At 39.0% G+C, this 26,591-nt stretch carries 21 protein-coding genes and 1 pseudogene; 14 read left to right on the top strand and 8 right to left on the bottom strand.

The window, feature by feature from the left end:
• Window positions 1-128 precede the first annotated feature (128 nt).
• The gene (locus tag AC1TO8_RS17360; protein ID WP_482056883.1) at window positions 129-1,190 is read right to left on the bottom strand and encodes a LacI family DNA-binding transcriptional regulator; all 1,062 of its coding nucleotides are present in this window, start codon (window positions 1,188-1,190) and stop codon (window positions 129-131) included.
• 306 nt (window positions 1,191-1,496) lie between these two features.
• On the opposite strand from AC1TO8_RS17360, the gene AC1TO8_RS17355 reads away from it, so the two are divergent.
• From AC1TO8_RS17355 to AC1TO8_RS17290, 14 genes are all read left to right on the top strand, one after another.
• Window positions 1,497-2,849 carry an ABC transporter substrate-binding protein gene (locus AC1TO8_RS17355; protein WP_482056882.1) on the top strand — a complete coding sequence of 451 codons (1,353 nt, stop codon included), beginning with the start codon at window positions 1,497-1,499 and terminating at the stop codon, window positions 2,847-2,849.
• Between the two features lie 116 nt (window positions 2,850-2,965).
• Window positions 2,966-5,872, top strand: a complete 2,907-nt coding sequence (locus AC1TO8_RS17350) for an extracellular solute-binding protein (protein ID WP_482056954.1) — start codon at window positions 2,966-2,968, stop codon at window positions 5,870-5,872.
• Between the two features lie 15 nt (window positions 5,873-5,887).
• Entirely contained in the window at window positions 5,888-6,793 is a 906-nt protein-coding gene (locus AC1TO8_RS17345) for a carbohydrate ABC transporter permease (RefSeq protein ID WP_482056881.1), read from the top strand.
• 2 nt (window positions 6,794-6,795) lie between these two features.
• On the top strand, window positions 6,796-7,662 hold the full coding sequence (locus AC1TO8_RS17340; protein ID WP_482056880.1) for a carbohydrate ABC transporter permease: 867 nt from the start codon (window positions 6,796-6,798) through the stop codon (window positions 7,660-7,662).
• 10 nt (window positions 7,663-7,672) lie between these two features.
• The gene (locus tag AC1TO8_RS17335; protein ID WP_482056879.1) at window positions 7,673-9,157 is read left to right on the top strand and encodes a gluconolactonase; all 1,485 of its coding nucleotides are present in this window, start codon (window positions 7,673-7,675) and stop codon (window positions 9,155-9,157) included.
• Window positions 9,154-9,774: a Yip1 family protein gene (locus tag AC1TO8_RS17330; RefSeq protein ID WP_482056878.1), complete on the top strand. Its 621-nt coding sequence runs from the start codon at window positions 9,154-9,156 to the stop codon at window positions 9,772-9,774. Before AC1TO8_RS17335 ends, AC1TO8_RS17330 begins: the two co-directional genes overlap by 4 nt.
• A 15-nt stretch (window positions 9,775-9,789) precedes the next feature.
• Window positions 9,790-12,363 (top strand): DUF5696 domain-containing protein, encoded by a 2,574-nt coding sequence (locus AC1TO8_RS17325; protein ID WP_482056877.1) that lies wholly within the window; start codon window positions 9,790-9,792, stop codon window positions 12,361-12,363.
• Complete coding sequence (locus AC1TO8_RS17320) at window positions 12,360-13,259, top strand: carbohydrate ABC transporter permease (RefSeq protein ID WP_482056876.1); 900 nt, start codon at window positions 12,360-12,362, stop codon at window positions 13,257-13,259. Before AC1TO8_RS17325 ends, AC1TO8_RS17320 begins: the two co-directional genes overlap by 4 nt.
• Before the next feature lie 80 nt (window positions 13,260-13,339).
• The gene (locus AC1TO8_RS17315; RefSeq protein ID WP_482056953.1) at window positions 13,340-14,287 is read left to right on the top strand and encodes a carbohydrate ABC transporter permease; all 948 of its coding nucleotides are present in this window, start codon (window positions 13,340-13,342) and stop codon (window positions 14,285-14,287) included.
• Between the two features lie 25 nt (window positions 14,288-14,312).
• A complete protein-coding gene (locus AC1TO8_RS17310) occupies window positions 14,313-15,335 on the top strand; it encodes a glycosyl hydrolase (RefSeq protein ID WP_482056875.1) in 1,023 nt (340 codons plus the stop codon).
• A gap of 37 nt (window positions 15,336-15,372) precedes the next feature.
• Window positions 15,373-16,482, top strand: a complete 1,110-nt coding sequence (locus tag AC1TO8_RS17305; protein WP_482056874.1) for an SGNH/GDSL hydrolase family protein — start codon at window positions 15,373-15,375, stop codon at window positions 16,480-16,482.
• Window positions 16,479-17,936, top strand: a complete 1,458-nt coding sequence (locus tag AC1TO8_RS17300; protein ID WP_482056873.1) for a glycosyl hydrolase — start codon at window positions 16,479-16,481, stop codon at window positions 17,934-17,936. Before AC1TO8_RS17305 ends, AC1TO8_RS17300 begins: the two co-directional genes overlap by 4 nt.
• Before the next feature lie 193 nt (window positions 17,937-18,129).
• Window positions 18,130-20,691, top strand: a complete 2,562-nt coding sequence (locus AC1TO8_RS17295) for a beta-mannosidase (RefSeq protein ID WP_482056872.1) — start codon at window positions 18,130-18,132, stop codon at window positions 20,689-20,691.
• Window positions 20,692-20,843: 152 nt separating this feature from the next.
• Window positions 20,844-21,023, top strand: coding sequence for a hypothetical protein (locus AC1TO8_RS17290; protein WP_482056871.1), 180 nt, complete (start codon window positions 20,844-20,846; stop codon window positions 21,021-21,023).
• 434 nt (window positions 21,024-21,457) lie between these two features.
• On the opposite strand, the gene AC1TO8_RS17285 is transcribed toward AC1TO8_RS17290, so the two are convergent.
• The 7 genes and pseudogenes from AC1TO8_RS17285 to AC1TO8_RS17255 form a co-directional block, all read right to left on the bottom strand.
• On the bottom strand, window positions 21,458-22,252 hold the full coding sequence (locus tag AC1TO8_RS17285; RefSeq protein ID WP_482056870.1) for a hypothetical protein: 795 nt from the start codon (window positions 22,250-22,252) through the stop codon (window positions 21,458-21,460).
• 19 nt (window positions 22,253-22,271) lie between these two features.
• Window positions 22,272-22,370 (bottom strand): annotated as a pseudogene (locus AC1TO8_RS17280) (reverse transcriptase domain-containing protein); the annotation flags it as partial.
• A gap of 106 nt (window positions 22,371-22,476) precedes the next feature.
• On the bottom strand, window positions 22,477-23,244 hold the full coding sequence (locus AC1TO8_RS17275; RefSeq protein WP_482056869.1) for an ABC transporter permease: 768 nt from the start codon (window positions 23,242-23,244) through the stop codon (window positions 22,477-22,479).
• A complete protein-coding gene (locus tag AC1TO8_RS17270) occupies window positions 23,241-24,014 on the bottom strand; it encodes an ABC transporter permease (protein WP_482056868.1) in 774 nt (257 codons plus the stop codon). The genes AC1TO8_RS17275 and AC1TO8_RS17270 overlap by 4 nt, the downstream gene beginning before the upstream one ends.
• Complete coding sequence (locus tag AC1TO8_RS17265; RefSeq protein ID WP_482056867.1) at window positions 24,011-24,724, bottom strand: ABC transporter ATP-binding protein; 714 nt, start codon at window positions 24,722-24,724, stop codon at window positions 24,011-24,013. The genes AC1TO8_RS17270 and AC1TO8_RS17265 overlap by 4 nt, the downstream gene beginning before the upstream one ends.
• A gap of 92 nt (window positions 24,725-24,816) precedes the next feature.
• Window positions 24,817-25,830, bottom strand: coding sequence for a sensor histidine kinase (locus AC1TO8_RS17260; protein ID WP_482056866.1), 1,014 nt, complete (start codon window positions 25,828-25,830; stop codon window positions 24,817-24,819).
• Window positions 25,827-26,504 carry a response regulator transcription factor gene (locus AC1TO8_RS17255; protein ID WP_482056865.1) on the bottom strand — a complete coding sequence of 226 codons (678 nt, stop codon included), beginning with the start codon at window positions 26,502-26,504 and terminating at the stop codon, window positions 25,827-25,829. The genes AC1TO8_RS17260 and AC1TO8_RS17255 overlap by 4 nt, the downstream gene beginning before the upstream one ends.
• Window positions 26,505-26,591: the final 87 nt, after the last annotated feature.

Raw genomic sequence — 26,591 nt, 5'->3', positions numbered from 1 at the left:
CAGATTATACATAAAGATAATAAAATTATTGATGGAAGTAAATGGGGTACGGGCAAGTTCCGGTATTTTGGATTTCATGCCGAACACCATGTAAAACCCTTATATTGAAAGAGGAAGTAGAGATGCCCTTAGTGGCCCTCTACTTCCTCTTTTTGTTGATTATTTTTTTGTAATGCTTTACTGTATTGTCTTTTCAAGATTAGTTCCGCATTAAGTAGTTTACGTTCATAGGGTTGATTCGGGTTCATGATCCGCCAGAACAATTGATCTACGGCACGACTACCTACAATTTCTTTATTCACATTAGCCGTTGCATATAAAGGTAATTCAGGATAGGTATAGTCAAAGCCTGTAAGGATACAATCACGAGGCACTTGTATGCCAATGCTATTTAGTGCCTCAATAGCGAACATTGCGGTAGTATCGTTTGCGCATACGAACACTTCAGGAACCCCATCCTGTTGAACAGCTTCCTTAACTACGTCTTGTATATGCTCTAAAGTGGGCGAGATTAGTATTGGATTCTGATTCAGCTCGATATTGTGCTCTTCTAAAGCAGTACGATAAGCTAACCAACGATCATTGAAGCTTTGTGCATCGTGAATCTTTCCAATAAATTGATACTTACGGTATCCATCACTTATCAGTTGTTTCATAATTTGTTGAACAGCTATCGTATTATCTGAAAAAATGGTATCGCACTGTAAATTCGAATCAAGGTGATCAACCATGATCATCGGTATATTGAGGCTCTGTATTTCTAGCAATATAGAAGTAGCAATTGAACCAAGTGTAATAACGCCCTTAATTGCATCCGGATTCAATAGCGAGAAAATAGAATCATTAGGAGGTTCAGTCAATGTAAGAATGTTTACTCCTTTTTGATTCAAGCGAGTAGAGATGCCATTGAAAAGAGGTCCCCAATATAAAGATTCTGAATCTTGATATGGAATGTTAGGAAATAGAACAAGAATGGTGCCAGTCCAGGATTCAGATGGAATTTCAATAGTGGGAGCATAAAATTTCGTAAAAGGCTTTTCTTTAAAATGACCTAATTGTTCGGCAGTTTGAACAATATATTGTCTTGTTTCAGTACTAACACCGGATTTTCCAGATAAAGCTCGAGAAACTGCATATTTGGACATGCCAACTTCATTCGCTATATCTTGTATCGTTATTTTTTTTCTCATGCAATGAATCACTTCGCTTTTTTGTTATTTTTGTTATTTCAAACATAGCATGGCAGCTATCGTTTTGCAATGAAAATGCATGAAAAATGTAAATTATTATGAAATATAATGATTGTTATGAAAAAAAATATTGTATTGACCAAACTCTCAGGATCATGCTAGTATTTGTTATGTAAAGAACTGCTAACAAAATAACAAATACATAACAAAATAAAAATCGTTATGTGAGAGCGAACATATTCATTTACATCATTTGTCCAGTTTTGTTGGTGTGGCCTAAACATAATAAAAATGGGAGGTTTGACAATGCGTAAATTGAAAGGGTTTTCATTTCTAGTTCTTTGTCTAGTAATGGTACTTGCAGCTTGTAGCGGAGGTGAAAGTCCGACTAATGCTACTCCAACTCCAACAGCTCCTCCAGTCGAAGAAGCAACACCAACTCCAACACCCGAGCCAGAAGAAACATACGATCTTGGTGGACGTGTTATTAAAATTGCTGCTTGGTGGGATCTAACTCCACTAGGTGAAACACAATCAGATATTAACAGACTAGAAAAGATTAAAGCAGTAGAGGAAAAATATAAGGTGAAGATCGAATTCGTGAACGTTCCATTTGAAGAAATGGTTGCAAACTTTACGAATAGTGTACTTAGCGGCGAACCATTCGCTGATATCGTACAACTGGAGTATAAAGCAGCATTACCACTTATTAAGCAAGGACTAATTCAACCTATTAGTGAATTTACTGATTCAGCAAGCAACATTAATAACGAAGGTAACTTGTTAACGAAGTATTCACCAATCGCTGGTGATTACTATGGATTCGAAAATCCAACATCACTTGGTGCGGGTATGCACTATAATCGTGCTATATTCGAGCAACTCGGTCTTCCAGACCCGAAAGAGTTGTATGCAAATGGTGAGTGGACATGGGATAAATTCCTAGAGATTGCTAAGCTAGCAACAAAAGATACGAACAATGACGGTAAAAATGATGTATATGGATTCGCTGGATGGAGTCTAGATGTGTATAAACATTTCGCCGTATCTAACGGTGTACGTATTGCTGATGAGGAAAATTTAGTTGAAGGGCTGTCTAGTGCAGGTTCTATTGAGACAGGCGAGTTCTTGAACCAACTATATAATGTAGATAAAGTTGTAAAAGTTAATACTGGTGATCCAATGGATTGGAATGAATCTAACACTTTCAAAGACGGCGATGTAGCCATGTTTACGGTAGCTGAATGGAATCTTGGTGGATTGACTTTCGATTTTGGTATTGTGCCAATTCCTAAAGGTCCTAGCCAAACAACAGAATACACATATGCCAATACAGCAGCTGCTGCGAAGTTCATTGGTAAAGGTGTAAAAGATGCGGATCTAGTATACCAAATCTATGAAGAAACATTTGATATTCCAATGCTTGAAGATTATTTAGGTCAAGATTATTTAGAGAGTATGTATGGCTTCGAAGATGATGTTGATATGCTACGAAATCATATCGCTGGCACTGGCTTAATCACTCTTGATGACGCTTTCCCTGAATTCCCTACTTGGGCATTTGTTAATGATGTTGTTGTTAATAAAGTTAGTGCTTCTGCCGCTGCGGAGACTCATAAAGGACCAGCAGAAGCTGCAGTGCAAGAACTTGGTAATTAATTAAATGAACTAATAAAGAAAAGGGAAGTGTATTAAGCCTTCCCTTTTCTTATAACAATAATTGTACATAGCAATAGCTGAAGTGAGGAGGAAACTGGGTGAGCCGTCAGCATAGGATGCCAAATAAGGCTACAGCGATCGTTATATTAGGGGCATGCTTGCTCATAATAACGACAATCATCCTTATTATGAATACATTTTCAAACAAAGACAATCAAGTCATACCGACTACTACTAATTTTTTGGCGACATCTGAAAGTGGAGAGAATAGCTATGTATCATACTTATCTCATCATGAATCCGCTTCCAAACCTGACACAATAATCGTTATTGACGCAACAGAGTATGCTCAAGTGACAGGTACTGAGTTTGAATTATTACAGGTTGAGGGAATGGAAGGTTCAGCATTGTATACAGGTGAGACAGGAACCGTCCAATGGGATTTTGAGGTAGAGCAAGCAGGATTATATCAATTAGAAGTATTGTACTACCCCGTTGAGGGGAAAAGTTCATCCATCGAAAGAATAATTGCAATTGATGGAGAAGTTCCATTTGAAGAAGCACAATTTATCCAATTCGATCGATTATGGAATAACGAATTATCAGAAGTTAAAGTGGATAATCAAGGGAATGAATTACGTCCAAGACAAGTCGAAGCTCCGCGATGGACAACGAAGCTCGTTCAAGATTCTAATGGCTACATAACAGAGCCATTCCAATTTCACTTTAGTAAAGGTACACATAGCCTTTCGTTCCAAGCCTCTCGCGAGCCTATGGTACTGAAAGAATTACGCTTGAAGCAGCAACAAGCTGTTCCAACCTATGAATCGTTATTGCAACAATATGAGCAAGCAGGAATAAAAGAGACAACAGGAATACAGATTCGACTCGAAGGTGAATCTGCTCTTGTAAAATCTTCTCCTACACTCTATCCCGTTAGTGAACGTACTAGTGCAGCGGTATCACCATATAGCGCTTCACTAATAAAAATAAATACAATTGGCGGATTTAACTGGCGCATGCCAGGACAATGGGTGGAATGGGAAGTAGATGTTCCTACTGATGGCTTGTACAATCTATCATTTGTAACTCAGCAGAACTGGGTTAGAGGAATTTATTCTACTAGAAAACTTTATATTGATGGTCAAGTTCCATTCCAAGAAATGAATGCAGTCGGCTTCAAATACAAGAGTGGTTATCGTCTTGAGACACTTGGAGTAGATGACAATTCGTACTTATATCACTTCACCGAAGGTAAACATACGATTCGAATGGAAGTTACACTCGGGCCATTTGCCGAATTAATTGCTGAAGTTGAAGATTCCTTATACGAGTTGAACTCGACGTATCGCAGTATTCTCATGATTACAGGTACGAAGCCTGATGAATATCGTGATTATCAGCTTACAAGTAAAATTCCTAATTTAATTGAGAATTTAACGAATGAACGAGACCGTCTAACAGCTGTAGCAGCACAATTGAAGTCATTAGCTGATGGTTCAAGCGATCAAGAAGCATTATTGAAAACAATGACTGTCCAGCTCGATGAAATGATCAAAAAACCTGAAAATATTCATCGTAAATTAAACGAATATAAGACGAATACAGGTGGTCTTGGCACATGGGTGCAGCAAGCTAGAGAACATCCACTCGAGATCGATGCGATTCTACTAACTTCTCCAGATGAGAAGTTAAAAATCAATGGGTTAGGTTTGATGGCAAAAGCAACGCATGAAGTGAAGACATTTGTGAATTCTTTCTTTATTGATTACAACAGCATCGGTAACGTATCTGATACTACAGATCAACGGACAATTACAGTATGGATTGGTAGCGGTCGTGACCAGGCCAATACGATGAAAGCAATGATCGATGAGACATTTACAGCAGAGACGGGGATTAATGTCAACTTGAAGCTTGTTCAAATGCATACGTTATTACCTGCAACGTTAGCAGGGCAAGGACCAGATGTGGCGATGCAAATAGATAATGATATACCGGTAAACTTTGCGATGCGTAATTCTTCAGTTGATCTTACACAATTTGAAGACTTTGCAGCAGTGGAGACACGCTTCCGCTCAAGCGCAATTGCCCCTTATCAATACTCTGATGGTGTGTATGCTTTACCTGAACAGCAAACATTCAATATGCTGTTCTATCGTAAAGATGTGCTGGAGGAGCTTGGATTAGAAGTTCCCACGACATGGGATGAAGTGTCAGCATTGCTAGCGATATTAAGTAAAAACCATATGGAATTTGGCATGCCACAAGTGCAACAAGCGGCTATTCAAGGTCAGAACATTCCGCCTAACTCGCTCTTTGCAACGTTATTATTCCAAAATGGTGGTCAGTTTTATCGCAATGATGGAAAACAATCGGATCTTGATTCACGTCTAGCCATTGAGACATTCAAGACTTGGACGGAGTACTATACCGATTATAAATTAGAACGTGAATATGACTTTGCAAATCGTTTCCGTACAGGGCAAATGCCAATCGGAATTGCAGATTATACGCTTTATAATCAGCTCACTGTGTTTGCACCAGAAATTCGTGGATTATGGGGATTTGCACCAATGCCAGGTACAGTGCAAGAGGATGGTTCAATTAATCGTCAGGTACCGAGTGGTGGTTCTTCTGTTATGATGCTTGAAAAAGCTGACGACAAAGATGCCGCATGGCAATTTATGAAATGGTGGACTAGCGACGATACGCAAGCGAAATTCGGTCGTGAGATGGAAGGATTAATGGGTGCAGCAGCTCGTTATCCAACGGCTAACATTAATGCACTTGATAGTTTACCGTGGCCGGTTGAAGATTACAAGCAATTGAAAGAGCAATTCCAATACGTGGTTGGTATTCCTGAAGTACCAGGTGGTTATTTCACCGGTCGTCATCTATTCAATGCATTCTACAAATCGGTTATTGGTGAAGTAGAAGCTAGGGAAGCTTTAATGGATTATACCGAATATATTCAAGATGAGATCGACAACAAACGAGAAGAGTTTGGATTGCCACAATAAGGAGGGAAGAACAGCATGTCCAACTGGTGGAGCACGAAATGGGAAGTGATGAAACAGAACAAACAATCCTATATCCTATTAGCGCCGTATATGATTTTATTTGCAGTATTTACAATCTTACCTGTTATGATCTCGATGTTCCTAAGCTTTACGTATTTCAATATGCTAGAATTCCCTAAATTTATTGGCTGGCATAATTATTCCAGACTATTTTTAGAGGATGATATTTTCTTAGTTGCGATCAAAAATACCATTCTATTTGCAGTGATTACAGGTCCGATAAGTTATATTGCGTGCTTTGTATTTGCTTGGATTATTAATGAGTTATCTCCTAAGCTAAGAGCTTTTATGACGCTAGTATTCTATGCGCCTTCAATTTCAGGTAATGTGTTTTTCATCTGGCTAATGATCTTCTCAGGTGATCGCTACGGTATTGCTAATGGTTTTCTTATTAAATTAGGCATACTGATGGAGCCCATTCAATGGCTGAAGGAAGAACAATACATTCTAGCAATTATTATTATCGTTCAATTATGGTTATCTCTGGGAACGGGTTTCCTAGCATTTATTGCTGGTCTGCAAACGGTAGATCGTACGCTTTATGAGGCAGGTGCAGTTGATGGGATTCGTAATCGTTGGCAAGAATTATGGTATATTACTTTGCCTTCAATGCGTCCACAATTAATGTTTGGTGCGGTTATCCAGTTAACGACCTCACTGGCCGTCGCCGAGGTTTCGATCGCATTAGCAGGGTTTCCGAGTGTGAACTATGCCGCTGAAACGATCGTTACCCATTTAATTGATTATGGTACAACGCGATTTGAGATGGGTTATGCTTCCTCAATTGCTACCGTACTATTTATTATTATGCTAGGTACAAACCTCATCGTACAAAAATTATTACGTAAGGTAGGTGAATGAGCATGCCCTTCTCTTTCAAATTACGCACAAAAAGGGTGAATCGCTCGTTCTGGGGGAGCTTTAGTTTATTTACAATACTAGCTTTATTTGGTGCATTTATGATTTTACCTTTGGTGTATGCGGTTAATAATGCATTTAAGCCATTAGATGAAATATTTTTGTTCCCACCGACGTTGTTCGTACGTAATCCGACCTTTAACAACTTTAGCGATTTACTTAATTTATTAGGAGAATCTTGGGTACCGTTCAGTCGTTACATCTTTAATACGGTATTCATTACATTAACGGGTGTTGTCGGTCATGTTATATTTGCTTCGGCGGCAGCATACCCGCTCGCAAAGCATCGCTTCCCAGGCAAAAAAGTCATGTTCCAAATTGTTGTATTATCTCTAATGTTTACACCAGCAGTTACAGCCATTCCGAATTATATGGTAATGAGCTGGCTAGGACTTATTGATTCATACTGGGCTGTTATCATTCCCGCATTCGCATATTCGCTTGGCCTATATCTAATGAAGCAATTTATGGAGCAGATGCCAGACGCACTACTGGAAGCTGCCAAAATTGATGGAGCAAGCGAATATCGTATTTTTTGGACAATTGTTATGCCAAATGTTAAGCCTGCGTGGTTAACGTTAATCATCTTACAATTCCAAATTTTATGGGGTAGTGATGGAAATGGATTTATTTATAGTGAACAACTAAAAAGTCTACATTTTGCAGCGAATCAAATTATATATGGTGGAATAGCTAGGGCAGGTGCGGCAGCGGCAGTAGCGCTAATTCTTATGAGCGTACCGATCACATTATTCATATTTTCACAAAGTAAAATCATTGAGACGATGGCATCATCTGGTATGAAAGAATAGGAGGGAAATTATGTTCACTAAGATATGGATATCAGCTGTCGTAATGGCTTCCCTTCTCTTCTCGAGTAGCTTAATCGATGTGGCGAAGGCAAGTACACCCTATGAAGCTTATAACTATAACTATTGGAAAGAGTCCGTTGCTTCTCCAGCAGCTTATATACCTGAGAAAACGATATATGGGATGGATTTAGGGATAGGCACATTATTAGAGCCTAATGATATGGCAATAGGTCGTGACGGTACAATTTATATTGCGGATACAGGAAATAAGCGAATTGTTGTTATTAATGAACAATGGCAAGTTGAGCAGATCATTGAAGGGTATACAACTTTGGCGGGAATGAAGACGAATTTTCAAAATCCAACAGGTTTATATGTAGATACCGATAATTTACTGTACGTGACAGATTCCGTATTAGGTCAAGTTATTGCGTTCGATGACCAGTATAATATGAGACTTGTTATTGAAAATCCGCAATCAGATATTATTGCTGCTGGGTTCAAATTCGTTCCACAAAAAATAGCTGTAGACGAAGCAAAACGTATGTATGTCGTAGCGAATGGTGTGTTTGAAGGAATTATGCAATTCGATATTGATGGATCATTTTTAGGGTATATCGGAAAAAATGAAGTTCAGCGTGATTATTACGAAATTTTATGGAGATCACTTTCTACGAAGGAACAACGCAGTCAGATGGTGTTATTTATACCTACTGAATTTTCTAATCTTGATGTCGATCATAAGGGGTTTGTTTATGCGACTAATATTGACTTGAACACACAAACACCGATTAAACGATTGAATCCTTCTGGAGAAGATGTATTGAAAAGATTCGGTTATTTCGATGTAAGAGGAGATATTTTATTTCGATCTTCAGTAGGGCCATCTGTTTTTGTAGATATAAAATATTTAGGTGATGGTCTTTATAGTGCGTTAGACCGACGTCAAGGTAAAGTATTTACTTATGACGCAGGAGGTAATTTACTTTATATCTATGGTGCACTTGGCAATCAGATGGGAACATTCAAAACTCCTGTCGCGGTTGAATTTGATGGAGAGAAGCAATATATATTGGATCGGGCCAAAGCTAATATTACAATTCTTAAACCTACAAAGTTCGGAAATCTCGTTAATGAGGCATCTCGTTTGCATTATAACGGATATAGCCAAGAAGCTGTTCCGCTTTGGGAAGAGATACTTACACTGAATAGTAATTATGATGTAGCATATATCGGAATTGGACGTTCATTAGTTATGGCGAAGCAGAATGAGGAGGCAATTTTCTACTTCAAGCAAGGTATGGAGCGTGAACAATATTCTGTTGCATTCAAACGTTATCGTCGTGAAGAACTGAAAGAACATTTTAGTGTAATGATGACAACGATTCTTATCATTGCCATTGCAGCATTTGGCTTGTTTATATGGCGCAAGTTGCGTAGAAAAGACGCTTTATCCAATAACAGTCATTCCGTTGGGAGGGATCAAGCGTTATGAAGCATGATTTCATCAACTTCCCACTACAAGTTATCTTTAAGCCGTTCGATAGCTTCTGGGATATGAAGTATGAAAACAAAGGTAAGTTGAAAGTTGTTTATTCTCTTATCGGTCTAACAATTCTTGCTTTCATTCTACAGAAGAAGTATGCAGGTTTTCTTGTTAACTATTCCGATCCTCGTACACTCAATAGTATTATGGATATTGTTACCGTAATCTTACCATTTTTACTATGGTGTGTTGCCAACTGGTCCATTACAACGTTAATGGGCGGTGAGGGGAAGTTTTTAGAAATTGTAAAGGCGACAGGATACTCGTTAACTCCAATTATTCTTGTTTATCTTCCTATGACCTTTATAAGTCGGTTTATGGCAGAAGAGGAGACGGTATTCTACTACTTACTTATTTCGATTGCATCTTTGTGGTTCCTATGGCTGCTCTTTATTGGAATAATGACAGTACATCAATACACTGTATTGAAAACGATTATCACAATTGGACTAACGATCATTGTGATGGGGATTATCGTTTTCCTTGGCGCACTTGTATTAAGTATGGTTCAACAAATCTATGAATTTATTTATAACGTATACCGCGAATTGTTGTTCCGAACGTAAAAAGGGGAGGCAACCATGAAAAATAGAAAAGTTTTATATGTGGTGCTCGGTGCTCTCCTTCTTACAGGATTGATCATCGGCACACTATTAATAGTTAATAAAGGAGCTCCTACGACAGATTTGTCTGCATTGGCGCTTAGTGAAACACTTGAAGATGGGCAAGAACTAAGCTCAATTAATGCAAAAAGCTCTGCGAAGGTAGAAGATATGAAGCTTGTAGTAGACAATGGTGAGTTAGCGTTATTCATCAATGAGAAGTCAACGGAAGTTGCGGTGGTCAATCTTGCTACAGGAGAGATTTGGTATAGTAATCCGCAGGAACGAGCTAATGATAGTCTAGCTTCGACTTATGAAAAAGCATTATTATCTTCACAACTTATCTTGCAGTATCGAGATATGGTAGGGAATTTATACACTTCATCTAATTATGATAAAAGCATTGAAAGCGAGCAATTTATTGTAGAGTCGATTACTGATGGTGTACGTATCACTTACACATTAGGCGATGTATCTAAAGGAATAGATGCACTGCCCAAATATATTAGTAAAGAAAGATTTGAAACAAAAGTTCTTGCTAACTTGCCTGAGGGATCAGTTAATTACGTAAAAGCACGTTATATAGAGAGGAAAGATAAGTCGGGTGTAATGGAACGATTAGATGCGCAAGTGCAAAAGCAACTTGTACTTAATAAAATGATCAAAGCATTTGAAGAGTCCGGCTATACCGAGGAGGATTTGGCGTTCGACGAGGCAGAGAATGGTGCAGGAGCAGGTCCTACTGCAGAAAAGCCTAAGTTTACGATTTCTCTTGAATATCGACTTGATGGGGATCAATTAGTTGCCAAAGTTCCTGTAGCAACGATTGAAGAGTCTCCTGGTTATCTAATCCGTAGTATTGATATATTGCCATTCTTTGGTGCTGCAGGTATGCAGGACGAAGGGTATATGTTCGTACCAGATGGTTCAGGAAGTTTGATCTACTTGAACAACGGTAAAGTGAAAGAAGAACAATATGTACAACGTGTTTACGGTAATGATCCGAATAATAGTCGTTGGTTGCGCGGTATGGTTAGTGAAAGTGCTAGAATGCCTGTGTTTGGATTGGCACGCAATGATGCAGGTTGGATAGCAGAAATGACGAATGGTGAAGCTATAGGCAGTATTACTAGCTCCATTAGCGGAATGAAAAACTCTTATAATAACGTGTATGCTTCATTCAGCTTGCGCGGAGAAGATTGGCTTGAACTTTATACAGGTAATGTATATCAAGATATTCAAATCTTGAATGAAGAGCGTTATAACGGTGATATTGAAGTTCGCTACAGCTTCTTAAGTGGAGAGAAGGCGAATTACAGTGGCATGGCAGAACGTTATCGGGAACATCTTATTGAGGCAGGTGTATTACAGCAGCTGGCATCAGAAGTAAATGTTCCATTCTACCTTGATATCATTGGATCATATGATACACGTGAATCGTTTCTTGGTGTGCCTTATCGTGCCGTCGATTCATTAACTACTTTCAAAGAAGCTGGCACGATGGCCGAGCAATTAAGTAGTCAAGGAATTAACAATGTAAACATGCGATACGTTGGCTGGTTCGACAAAGGCATCAGACATGGAACACCAACTCGTACAAAAATTGCTTCCCAGCTAGGTAACAAGGACGAAATGCAACAATTAGCTGCACAATTACAACAAAATGGTGGTAATTTGTTCCCAGATGTCGCATTCCAATTGATGTATGAAGATGATCTAAGCTTTACACCATCATCAGATGCTGCACGCTTTGTTACGAGAGAAGTTGTAGAACTACATCCGATTAATCGTTCGTTTAATTCAATGAGTCCTATGCTAGGCAGTCATTATTTACTATCACCATCCAAATTACCTTATTTCGTGGATAAGTTTCTTGATAGCTATAGTCAGTATAATGTAACGGGAGTTTCTTTACGTGATCTAGGAAATGTTCTTGGTGCTGATTATCGAGTCTCAAGAGTTATTCATCGTGAAACAGCAAAAGAAGTTGTAAAGCAATCACTTCAGCACATATCTGAGCAGCAAGAAACATTGGTTGTTGGTGCTCATGCATACGCTTGGGCATACGCAGATCATATTATCGATATGCCATCATCCTCTAGCAACTTTAATATTACGGATGAAGCGGTACCATTCTATCAAATGGTATTACATGGATACATTCCATACACAAGTAAGTCTGTTAACTTATTAGATGAGCAAGATGCACAATATCAGACGCTAGTTGCTATTGAACAAGGAGCATATCCACATTTTATATGGAGCTATGACGATTCCTCTAAATTGAAATTTACTAGCTACGACGAGTATTTCTCTACGCAGTATGAAATATGGCTGGAGGATGCTGTAACGATGTATAGCGAAGTTAATGATGTGTTAGCAACGGTAAGTAATGCAACAATGAGTCAACGAATTGTTCATGACCCAGGAGTAGTTGAAGTCCAATATGATAATGATCAAGTCATTATAGTCAACTATAACGATCATGCAGTGACGGTGAATGGTGTGCAAATCGCACCAAGAAATTACAGTGTAGGAGGAGATCACCCATGAAATTGAAAAAAATGTCTCTACATCGTAAGCGCTCGATGCTAGGCTTTTTCTTCATCGGACCATGGTTAATAGGCATAATATTGTTCTATATGTCTCCTCTAATCCAATCTATTAAATTTAGCTTTTCTAAGATGCAAATTCAATCGGAGGGTTATAGCTTACTTTCGGTCGGCTTAGAAAATTTCCGAACTGCATTATTTGTAGATGCTACTTTCAATCGACTGATTACAAGTTCAGTATGGGAAATGATATTATCTGTTCCAATGATTTTATTCTTCAGTTTGTTCTCTGCGACGTTATTGAATCAGAAATTTCGTGGTCGGACATTATCTCGCGCCATCTTTTTCCTACCCGTAATATTAGCTTCTAATGCGATTGCATCCGCAGAGCAAAGTGGCTTAATTAGCTTAATAGGTAGTGCTACTTATGTTGAAGAAATGCAAGGAGCTACATCGTCCTATAATGTATCATCAATCGTCTACATGCTACTTGATATTGGAATACCGTTATCATTTGCAGATTATATAGTTACAGCAATTTTGCAAATATATAACATTATTACAAGCTCAGGCGTTCAAATCTTAATCTTTCTAGCAGCACTACAATCTGTTCCAAGCTCCATGTACGAGGTAGCTAAGATTGAAGGTGCTACTTCGTATGAATCGTTTTGGAAGATTACATTTCCGATGGTGAGTCCGTTAATATTAACGAATATCATCTATACCATCATTGATTCATTCAGTGGTAGTCCAATAACGAATCTAATATATTCTACCGCATTCGAGACACATAATTACGGTTTGAGTGCAGCAATGTCTTGGATCTATACGTTGGTAGTTACTATATTTTTAGCTATTGTCGGGCTAGTACTTGCCAAACGAATACATTACAACTAATTATACGTTAAAGTGATGAAAGGGGCGTGGTCGTAGTGAGTAAAAAAATTACAGATCAACGATATTATCGTAATCAACGGATAATACAAAAAGTATTTGATCTTCTTTATGTAGTATTTCGTACATTGCTTGTTATTGGGATATCATTCATCATTCTCTATCCAATAATACAAAAGATAGCTGTTGCCTTTAAGGATAAAGTGGATATTTATAATCCTACCATTTATATGATACCTGTAAATTTCACTTGGGAAAATATTGTATTAGCGATGGGAATTCTTGATTACTTCCCAATGTTAGGGAAAACATTAGTCTTTGTCATTGTAACAACATTGTGTACAGTAGCTAGTTGCGCTTTAGCAGGATATGGATTTGCAAGATTTAATTTTCCTGGCAATGGGATATTATTCGGGCTTGTTATTATAACGATACTGGTTCCGACAACAACACTGATGCTTCCTTATTACTTGCATTTCAAAAATTTTGATGTTTTTGGGATATTTGAAATGATAACTGGAAAATCTGGTGTTAATCTCTTAAATAGTTATTGGCCGTCAGTTATTACTTCAGCTACTGCAATTGGCTTGAAGGCAGGATTATTCATCTATATATTCCGTCAATTTTTCAAAGGCTTGCCAAAGGAAATTGAGGAGGCTTCACTTATTGATGGGGCAGGAGGAATACAAACCTTTTTCCGAATTATGCTACCTAATGCTATTCCACCAATTATTACGGTTGTGTTGTTCTGCTTTGTATGGCAGTACAACGATACATTCTATACGACTTTGTTTATGAATGGCATGGAATTGATGTCTTTGAAAGTAGCGACATTACCGTCTCAAGCCAATCAATTTATACCCGAATTAATGGGGTATTCGCCTAGTTCAGGTTTTAAAGCTGATCAGAACCATGTGGCAATGATTATAGATACAGGGATATTACTTGCGATTCTACCATTACTAGTATTGTATCTTGTTGTACAACGATACTTCGTTGAAAGTATTGAAAGAAGCGGTATTGTTGGATAAATAAAAAGTTTTAGGAGTGATGGTAATGGATACTAACAATAAATCAATGTATTATAATGTGCAGCCTACGCTTATTAATGATAAGGCTTCTGCATCTGCAAGAAGGTTAATGGATTATCTCTGTAGTGTATACGGTGAAAAGATACTTTCTGGTCAGCAGATCGGTGTTATTGGTCATCCTGAGATTGAAGTTATTCGGGAAACGACTGGTAAGTATCCCGCGGTGTATGGATTTGATTTTATGAATTACACACCTTCACGGGTTGAGCGTGGCTCAACCTGTGAAGATACCGATATTGCGATTCAGTGGTGGAGGGATGGAGGGATTGTCACTTTCTGTTGGCATTGGAATGCTCCAGTTGGCTTAATCGATTCTCCACCTGAACGGAGCTGGGATCGAGGATTTTATACCGAGGCTACGACCTTTAATTTTTCCGAAGCAATGGCAGATAAAGATTCTGAATTATTCCAACTCTTAGTTAGAGACATCGATGCGATAGCTCAGCAATTATTACGACTTCAAACTGAGGGCGTTCCTGTATTGTGGAGACCACTACATGAGGCGGTTGGTGGGTGGTTTTGGTGGGGAGCTCATGGAGCAGAGCCATGTATTGAATTATGGAAATATATGTACCATCGATTAACGGATTATTATGGATTGAATAATTTAATTTGGGTATGGAATGGTCAACATGGCGATTGGTATCCTGGTGATGAGTATGTAGATATTATTGGTGAAGATATCTATGCACCTGTACATGACTATAGCTCCCAGTTAGATCGCTTTCTTCAAGCCCGTTCTTATTCTAATAGTAATAAACTAATTACACTTTCGGAAAATGGCGTCATCCCCTCAATTTCAGAAATGATCAAGGACGATGCGTTATGGCTATGGAACTGTACATGGTATGGTGAATTTGTCTATCAACAGCAAGGTGATCAAATTAGCTATAGTGAAAAGTATACAGAGCGTAAGGATCTGATTGATTTTTATAATGATCCTAGAACAGTGACTCGAGATTTATTACCTAACTTTATAACCTTGTAAAGTAAATTGTTTATGAAAAGTTGAAGGAGATATAGAGATGATATTTCCATATTGGATAGAGAGAGAACCACTGACTGCTTTTCAACATCGTATTGCAGTCGGCACAGTTACTCTTGGATTTATAGGTGGATCAATTACAGATGCTAGACCACGCTCCAATTGGCCAGAATATGTCGTGCAATGGTTAGTTGCTCGGTATCCTAAAGTGAGATTTCGAATAGAGAATGCAGCAATAGGTGCTACAGGTAGTGATTTTAGTGTATTTAGAGTTCAACGCGATTTAATTGATCGTGGCTGTGATGTAGTCTTTATTGAATATGCTGTCAATGATGAGGAAATATCGACGGTGAAACGTAATCGAAGCAGAGAAGGACTCATTAGAAAACTGCTACAAGGGGATGTTAGGGATCTGATTCTAGTATATACATTTGATGATTCGATGATCATGCATATGGACAACGACAGCTATCCTCCATCAATTGAAGAGTTTGAGCAGCTAGCGAATTATTATCAATTACCATCCATTTGGGTAGGGAAGTACGGACTAGATCAAGTTAGATCAGGTAAACTATCAATGGAAGAATGGCTACCGGATGGAATTCATCCATCTAAAGTAGGTAGTCGTATGTATGCAGAGTGCGTTATTTCTTATTTACATGAGCAACTTCAAGCTAGCGACAAAATATCGAAGCTAACTAATCATGAAATTCCACATAATAGATTAATTGATCCAATGAATTCATTATGCTGGGAATGGGTTCATGAATTACCATTCTCACAAATAGTTACCAAGGGACGTTGGGTGGAACAACGCTGGCATGATTATGAATGGATTGATACTATTCTAGAAACTACGGAGATAGGTGCTACTCTAACCTTCGTATTTGAAGGAAGAGGACTAGTGCTTGCTTTTGATTTTGGTTATCAGTCTGCAGAATTCCATTATCGAATAGATAGTGGTGCATGGTTAGAGTCGAATCGTGATTGCCCAGATTGGGTAGGCGCAAGTGGATGGTATAGACTTTTTGATTGTGGAGATGATCTTCAGCCAGGGGAACATCGATTTGAGTTAGTCGTGCAGCACCGAGATACAGAAAGAACTCAAGAAACTTATTTTCGATTAGGAAAAGTAGGGATTATTACATGACTCAACCGAAAAATGTGAAGAAGCTAGGCATTGCTCTTATCGCGATATTATGTTTGACGTTAATACTTGTTATTATAACTGGGCAACGTCAACCAAAAGAGATCAAGGAAGTAGGATCAATCTTAATTTTTGAAGCGGAAAGAGGTGAAACAAGTGGCACTGAATTGATGACTTCTGCTTCGGGTTATTCGGGTGATGGCTATGTAACATCATTTACCGATGAGGATGATCACCTCGTCATACCGATTCATGTTGATCAAGAGCAAATGTATCAATTAGCGATTGGATACCGTGCTTCGGGTGGTTATAAAGAGTCTGAGCTTTATGTGAATGATGAACCGTTCGGTAAAGTTATTTTTGAAGAGAGCGCGGTGTTTACTGAAGTAAAGGCTACTCGTCTAGTTCTGAAAGCTGGCGATAATACGATAACGATACGCAGAGGCTGGGGATACTTTGATATTGATTACGTAGCTTTACAAACTATTGATATAGCAGACTTAGCAGCAGCTCCTCTTACCGAACAATTAAGTAATCCGAATGCTACACCAGAAGCTGTACAATTAATGGAATACATGAATGAACAAGCAGGCAAGTTCGTATTGTCTGGACAACAAAACTATACTCATATTATTGATATAGAAAATATGACTGGTAAACGTCCTGCTATTGTAGGTTTTGACTTTATTGAATATTCGCCTACTAGAGCTGCTTTTGGTTCACGATCATCAGAGGTTGAATCCGCTATTGCATGGCATAAGCAAGGGGGAATAGTTTCCTTCTTATGGCATTGGAATGCACCGACAGGTCTTATTAATGAACCAGGTAAAGAGTGGTGGAGAGGTTTCTATACTGACGCTGTTACTTTCAATTTGACAGATGCGTTAGCAGATAAGAATAGCGAGCAGTACCAATTATTGCTATCAGATATGGATGTTATCGCTGAGAAAATCAAAATTCTTAAAATTAATGATATACCGATACTATTTAGACCATTGCATGAAGCTGATGGAGGTTGGTTCTGGTGGGGAGCAAGTGGCCCAGAAGCAGCTGTTGAGTTGTATCGCATAATGTATGATCGCCTTGTCAATGTACATGAACTGGACAATCTTATCTGGGTATGGAATTCAGTAACTCCGAGCTGGTATCCTGGTGATGATGTCGTTGATATTGTTAGTTATGATAGTTATCCTGTAGCAGGTGATCATAGCGCCATTTCATCTTATTATGACAAACTTATCAAGCTAACAGGTGGTACGAAATATATTGCTATGATGGAAAATGGATCAATTCCTGATCCTGATGCCATGGTACAGTACGGAGCTAATTGGGGGTTGTTTATTACTTGGAACGGTGATTTCCTAATGGATGGTAAACATAACAGCAAGGATTTTCTCAATAAAGTATATAATGATCCTAGAGTAATAACGTTAGAGGATCTACCATGGTCTCCCTGAAAAAAAGGAGACTTTTTTTTGTGAATGTAATGGAAAAAAGATAGAGTTATTGACTATAAAGTTATGTGCTGTTATCATTTGTTATATAAAATGTTATAATAATTATAACAAAAATAACAAAAATACTTATGTGGTTTTATTCATTACATTAATTTCTGGACGACTATAATTGCACATTACTGGAGGATGTAACATGAGCCAAACAATGTTAATAGATTCATGGCGTTTTAAGTCAGAGAAGGATAATGAGTGGTTGCCTGCTAATGTTCCAGGTTGTGTGCACACTGATCTATTGCATAATGAACGTATTTCTAATCCATTCTATGGTACGAATGAGCATGATCTACAATGGATTGACAAACTCAACTGGGAATACGAGACGTATTTCACGCCATCAGCTGAATTTTTACAAGAAGAGCGTCAGGAGCTTCACTTCAAAGGCTTGGATACGTATGCAGATGTATTTGTGAATGAAAAGCTAGTGCTTTCAGCGGATAATATGTTCCGAGCTTGGAAAATTGATGTAACTGGCTTATTACATACGCAAGAGAATCATATTCGAATATTATTCCGTTCTCCGATTCAAGAGGATTTACCGAAATTACATGCGTTAGGCTATCCTTTACCTGCATCGAACGATCAATCTGAATTAGGTGGATTAGGTGAGGAGAAGGTGAGTATTTTTGCTCGTAAAGCTCCTTATCACTATGGTTGGGATTGGGGTCCGCGCTTTGTTACAAGCGGAATTTGGCGCGAAGTAGAATTAGTTAGTTGGTCAGGTGTTATTGTAAGAGATTTATTTATTGATCAACTATCGGTTACTGCGGAATCTGCTCTGCTGGCAGCAAAAGTAACGGTGTCCGTAGAACAGAGTGGCTCGTTACAATTGCAAGTTCAGTCAGATAATAACACTTGGGATTTACATATTGATGTCGAAGCAGGCGAGCATAATCTAACTCTTCCGATCGCAATTGATGAGCCGAAGCTATGGTGGAGTAATGGCTTAGGGGAACCTAATCGTTATCAGTTTAATGCTGTAGTCACTTTGCAAAGCGAAGGTAGTTCTCATTTGGCGCAAGAGACGGTTACTACAGGACTACGCACTGTCAAATTAATTCGTGATCGAGATGCGGTTGGCTCGGGCGCAACTTTCCACTTTGAGCTTAATGGAGTAGCTGTATTTGCCAAAGGAGCGAATCATATACCTAATGATAGCTTTATCTCGGAAGTTACTGAGGATCGTTACCGTGCCGAGATACAGTCTGCAGTAGAAGCGAATATGAATATGCTCCGTGTATGGGGCGGCGGCATTTACGAAGCGGATGCATTTTACGATTTATGTGATGAGTACGGCATTATGGTATGGCAGGACTTTATGTTTGCATGCAGTATGTACCCTGGCGATGAGGCATTTTTGCAAAGTGTTCGTGCAGAAGCAATTGATAATGTAAAGCGTCTACGTAATCACCCATCTATCGTACTATGGTGTGGGAACAATGAAATCGACTCTGCATGGGCGCATTATGATGAGGATGGAGGCTGGGGTTGGAAGAAGGATTATGAGCCAGCAATTCGTGAGAAAATATGGGCAGATTACGAGAAAATCTTCCATGAACTATTACCTGATGTTGTAGCAGAATTACACGCTACAATTGATTATTGGCCGTCATCTCCGATTGTATCTGTTAGTCACGATCAAGCGCAGCATGCACATCCGTTGACCAATGAAGGTGATGTACATTACTGGGGTGTATGGCATAATGTAGAACCATTCGAAAACTATCAAATTAAGCTTGGACGCTTTATGAGTGAATATGGATTCCAATCGTTCCCAGAGTATCGTACGATTCGTAGCTTTGCCGAAGAATCTGATCTAGCAATCGATACAAAAGTAATGATGGCTCATCAGAAAAATGGTGATGGAAATCGTCTCATTAAGGAATATATGGATATATATATGTCACAGCCTACTGATTTCAAAGGCTTCTTATACCTAAGTCAAGTACTTCAAGCAGATGCTATGCAAATGGCGATTGAAGCACATCGTAGAAAAATGCCATACTGCATGGGCTCCTTATACTGGCAAATGAATGACTGCTGGCCGGTTGCTTCATGGGCGGGAATTGACTACTATGGTCGCTGGAAAGCACTTAACTATTATGCTCGCCGCAGCTTTGCGAGTATACTACTATCGACACAGGTTGAGGATAGTGAGCTAGCGATCTACCTTGTATCTGATAAGCTCCAATCCGTTAGCGGAACATTACAAGTTCAATTACGTCATATGTCAGGTGAGGTATTGTACGAGGAGCAAGCTGTGGTCGCTCTTCCGGTAAATACATCACAAGTCGTTAAACGTCTAACGATCGCTGATTTACTGAAGGGATACAATGAAAATGAAGTATTTGTCGTTGCATCGTGGTCCGCTACTAGTGGAGAAGCGGCACAAGCAATCTACTATTTCGTGAAAAATCAAAAACTATTGCTGCAACAGCCAGAGATTAAAGTTAGCGAAACAGTAGAAGACGGGGCAACGATTATTACTTTACAATCAAAGGCATTAGCCAAACAAGTTGTTTTGACTTCGGAGGTTGATGGCATATGGTCTGATAATTATTTCGATCTTATTCCAGGTGTACCTTATACTGTAACGTTTACGACTTTGGATCGAACTGGTCATTTTGCTGGTAAAGTTGAAGTGAAATCAATGATCGATTTTATTGTGCAGGATGCTACAGTGTCTGCTCAGGTGTAACGATAAATAAAGTAGATTTTAATTTACAGCCCGTAAGCCCTGATTTGTTGGAGCTTACGGGCTTATTTGTGGAATTAACCTATCTTTTTACGGCCATCTAATCTGTCATATTCTGCTACAATTAAGTGAGAAACAGTGAATAGGAGATGATTATGACAAAAGCGATTTTTTTTGATGTAGACGACACACGTATTTCATATTTCATAAAGGACCGCGCAGCATGGATATCATGGGGCCTTAAACTTGCATCACTGATAGAAGAATACGATGAGGTTGATGTTCGTAGGATGGGATTCAACGAAAATTGGAATGATTTATTAATAAAGCGCTGATGGGGCTTTTTATTTCCTCCAAGATATTAAGGAGGCTAGTGAAGTGTTCAAAAATTGGTCTAACTAAAAGTAGTATGGTAAAGTTAGTTTTTTCGATGTTGAGCTGAAAACTAATGTTATATAACTATTTAGTAGTTACTTATTCACAAAACCCGTATTTTGTACATATGTCTGTGTCATTTTAAAAATAGTTCATCGTCCTTCTTGTTGTCTGCTGTCCAATGACATTATTGTTCCCATATTAATATCATTAATCTCCCTACAATGTTTGTTTCTAACCCTGATGGATTAGGACCTCTACTTCGGCTAAGGCACTATAAAGGGTAAAGTTACCGAGTGGATTTGAACCACTTAGATTGTGCGACTGTGAGGCGCACAATCTAAGAAGCCTGATTTCTCAGGCTTCTTTGGTTCTCCATCATTTTTTTGTCTATTCACGAGTGTGTATGTTCTCTTTTATAAATTTCTGCTTGTTCATCTAATTTCTTTAGCCCATACTTAATGGTGCCAAAAGATTGCCAGCCTTTGACCGCTCGTCCGCAAATCGCTAACATGGGGTCTTTACTATTGTCACTCCACTCATCATTGTACCAAAGATATAGTTTTTGGTTTACGATTGCGATTAGTGCACCATCTTCGCGAAGCGTAATGATGTTATACGCCCAGGTGTGATCGTCTTTCAGTGTTGGCGGACAAGCAATGGATCGCCATGCATCATCATCCACTCGCCAAATCGCCTTTCCCTTCGGGCTGTCGGCAGGAACCTCACTGTGCAATTTACTCAGCTCGACGATTCGCAGGTCCTGCCCGTCGTAGAAACAGAGTTGATTTCCACCAGTCGCAACAAACCCGCGTGCGGGACCCTTACCTTCTTGAAATTGCAAAGGCCCTTCATACTGGCCGTCACGCACGATCAGTTGAGGCTTGTCGCCTGATAGAAGGCCGTAGAATCGACCATTATCATCGACTGCGCTCACGATTCCAGTATGTTTAGCAAATATTTTTACATTACCTAAGAGGATCAGGCCCATTTGCGCAAAATCGGCTGTTGCACGAACAACCTCGGCCCCTCCTTCCATTGCGCGTCCATTCGAAAATGCGTTGACGGCATTGTAGATGGACTCGATTCCTCCCGTGAGGCCTTTCGTAAAAAGATCTGCGTTGGCGTACTCCGTGAGATCGCTGGTGTGGTCCTGAATGGTGTTTAACTGGCCTTCCGCTGTAACCATGGTCCCTTTGAGATTGGTTAGTATGGTTGACGTTGTCGAAGAAACCCAAAATGTCGATGTCTACCACATAATGAATCAACGCCTGATTGATGAGAAATTTAACTCTTGCAATGGCATGGCATGAATAGTTCTTCGCTTTCGCTCTTCATAAATCGGTTTAAGCCAATCCTTTTCCAGAGGGGTAAATTCATTTCCTTATTTTGTGAAAACGATGAAACCTACACTTAGGCATCTCGTTTACGGTAAAATACAATAGCTACTGTAATAAAGATCAGTGTCCATAACATTGAAATACCTGTCCCTTGCATTGGTGTAAGGACATTTATTTCATCAGAGGAAGGCGGCATATACATATAATATCCTGCCGTATCCGGAAAATAATTTAAATAATTTTTAATACTAGGTAGAAAAACTCTCGTCAATGGACTGACAATGAAATAATAACCAAGTAGTACCACTAAAGCAGGAGTGGTTCTTCTTAATAAAGCACCTATAGCTGCACTGAGAAGTGTAGTTAATGTTAGATAGCCTGTTGCACCTACTAATGTTACTATCATTGTGTCTATTTCAATCACTACTGCTGTGTCTCTCATCATAATAAAAGTATATAGTACACCTGATGCAGCAATAATAAACGCCACGGGAATGGTTATAATTGCCAATGCCAAATGCTTCGTGGATAATTGAAACCCACGCCAAGGTATCGTAGTTAAAGTAGTTCGAATCTGTCCACCTGTATACTCCGAACAAGTAGCTAAGATACCAAGAATAATGAACCCTGCTTGAAGATATACCATAGAAGCAAGTCCTATATTCAGTATATTTTGCATTTCTGCTGCCCCTTGAAGACCAACAGAAGTAAAAGCTGCGGCTAAAGCTAAGTTAAGAATGAATGTACCCATAAGAGTGAGCCAAATCAATGGTAATGTAACTAATTTATCCAGTTCAGAACCAAGGATTTGTGTTATCTTTCTACTAGATGAGACACTCATGATGCAACGTCCCTCCTATGGAATACAATAGCTGCAACAATGAAAATAACGACTACCCAGGCAAACATGACTAAACCGCCTGTGAACGGGGTGTGAAATCTGTCGAATAAACTGCCTGTGAACGTGTCGCTCGTAAACATAAACATATCAATGCCAGCCCTATCTGGTAAGTAAAACGCCAACTTTGTAACCCTATAAAGCAGGACACTAAATGATACAACGGATGAATTTATCATGAGCACAGTAAGCGGGATGATTCCATTCTTAGTTAGCAAAGTAATCCCAAATGCTAAAAGAGCAGTAAATGCCCAGTAACAAACCACGCCAATAAGTCTAGATGCTTCAAATGCAGGGGCGTACTCACCAAGAATAAGATGTGTTGCTGACGCAGTTGTCATCATAGCAACAATACAAAGCAGTATGCTGATCACTGTCACAGCGCCTGCTTTTGCCAGCAAAAAATGAAGTCGGGATGAAACAACAGTTAAACTTGTTGTAATCTGTTGTCCTCCACCAGATTCACTGCTCTCAGTCAAATACTCACTGCTGACAGCAAGCACACCAAGAATAATGACACCTTGTACACCAAAAGCTAATCCAGTATAGCCAACTTCCGATAGCCGTGTGCTAACTCCAGCTATAATTTCCTCTTTTTGTGCTATGATGTCCAAGGCAGCAAAGACCGCTGGGGCAAATGCTCCAATAAGAAAGGCAAGCCAAATGCTCGGCAGGGAGAACAGTTTAGATAATTCCGCGTTGAATGCTCTCATACAACATCACCTGCATGTTCAGAGGTCAGGGCAAAAAAGGCTTCCTCCAGCGTGGAATGGTTACCTATTACTTCTTCCAATGTTCCATCTGCAACGATTTTTCCATGCTTAATAATCACCACATCATCAACAGTCTCTGCAAGCTCTCCCATTAGATGACTGGATAGTAATACCGTGTTTCCAGACTCAGCACGTTCACGTAAAAATGTCCGAATCCAACGAATTCCTTCTGGGTCGAGCCCGTTTACGGGTTCATCTAAAACCAATATTTTTGGATCACCAAGAAGTGCAGCTGCTATTCCAAGTCTTCTCCCCATACCAAGGGAATAACTCCCAACACGTTTGCTAGCTACATTAGTAAGACCTACTATTTCCAGAACTTCCTCAACACGTGAGCGAGAGATTCCTGCGGCATGAGCAATCCAACGCAAATGCGCCCGTCCTGTTCGCATACGATGAGCTCCAAATCCATCAAGTGCGGCACCTACTGTTGCTAGAGGATTATGTAATTCTGCGAATGGCTTTCCATTAATTAGTGCACTTCCTGAGGTGGCACGATCTAATCCAAGCAGGATTCGAAGTGTAGAACTTTTACCTGCCCCATTTGGACCTAAAAAACCAGTTACTCTACCTGGTCTAGCTTTAAAACTAATACCTGATAAGATTTCTTGAGTTCCGCGATGTTTGACTAAGTTATTAATTGTAAGCAACCATAACACTTCCTTTCTGTTATGGTTCTAATTATATAGAAGCAAAGTTACATCTCGGTTATCATGTTGTTTAATTCTGGGTTACCTTTAGGTTAAGCTCTACCAATAGCTACTCTTGTGCCATTTTCATTTGATGTAAAGTCAGCTTTCAGCTTCATTTTTTTCAACATATAATTTGAAGTCGATAAACCAATCTCCGCCCCACGCGCATAGGAAGAGTTATCCATACCTGGACCTCTGTCTGTAACAATGATCAGTTCTTTTTCTACATCAACCACAATGTTTGCATATTTCCCCTCTGCTGCATGGCGAAGAATATTCTGAAATAAATTATCCAGAACCCGTGTCATCCATTTAGGATCTGCTTCCCAATAAAAAGTCTCCTCTGTCGGTAAATCAACATCGAGCTGAATTTCTTTTTCTTCAAATACAGGATACCACGCAGCAACAGAAGCTCTTACTAAACGTCCAATGTCTGTTGAAGTGGGCCCGAAAGGATGTTTCCCTGATGTAAGCAATGTATAGGAAAGTAAATCATCCATTAAATCTCCGACTCTTGTAATCGTATGGTTGATCTCTGTTAATGAGTCTTGTCCTTCTAAACTCATGGATTCTTTATTTAATCTGGTAACATGTCCTCTCAAAATGGTAAGTGGCGTTCGTAAGTCGTGAGATAAATTCGCAATGAGTCGATGTCGTAATAATTCCTCTTCACATTCTCGCTTGCGACTGTCTTCAAGCTGCTGAATCATCCAATTAAAAGAACTTCCTAACTGGTCAATTTCATCCATACGATCACTTTGAACAGATATTGGTTTAGGAAATGAATTATTATTAGCTGAAAATGACATGACTTCCTGTAAGCGGGTGAGACGATTACGAAGTCTCAAGAAGAAGAGCCAAGATATTACAACAAATGTGACAATAATAAAACCAAACAAAAGTAATGTAACGTAAAATTGATTTAACCTATTCGGATCTTCTTCATTGATACCGCCCGAAAAATCAATGAACGTAAAGATGAAAATAAGCACAATTGGAGGAAAAAAGATAAATAGAAAATGTCCTTTTAGGAAACGACGAAATAATGATCTAGTCTGTTTCATAGTTTCACCCGATAGCCTATTCCCTTCAACGTTTCAATAATCTCTGGGGAATCAGGATGACGTTCCAACTTTTGACGCAATCGATGGATATGCACCATTAATGTTTTATCACCAGTGATATAAGTTTCTTGCCAAATTGCTTCATAGATTTGTTCTTTTGGTAATACTTGATTAGGGTGGCGTAAGAAGTACATTAAAATTTGATGTTGTTTCCCTGTCAATATAATTTCTTCTCCTGTGATTTTGTCCAATACCATTTGGACTTCTGGATCTACTTCAATATGATTTCCTAATGAAATGCGTTCGGAATGTGTTCCACCACTTCGACGGAATAATACTTCTAATCTTGCAACTAATTCATCCGTATGGAATGGTTTCGTTAAATAGTCATCAGCAAATTGTAAACCATCTACCTTGTCATCTATCGATGTTCGAGCAGATAACAACAAAATGGGAACAGCAGGAGCTGCCTTTTTTAATCGTTTTCCCACAGTAAATCCGTCTAAACCGGGTAACATTATATCCAAAATAACGATTTCATACTGATGTACTTCTTTTTCGGCTCCTTCACCAGAAAGCAGCCACTGAACTGAAAATCCTCGCTGTTCCAATTCTTCTTTTACCCAACTACCTATTTTCTCATTATCTTCAATATATAATACGTTTCTTTTCAAGTAACATCCCTCTCTCTAAATTGATTGAGTTCACTATTAGTTTAAACTATGTCCTCAGTATCGTCCTGAAAACCCCATATTTTTAAA

It is taken from the genome of Paenibacillus sp. Y859 (assembly GCF_056786405.1).
The sequence above is the reverse complement of the archived record's forward strand: the minus strand, read 5'-3'. Positions and strand labels throughout refer to the sequence as shown.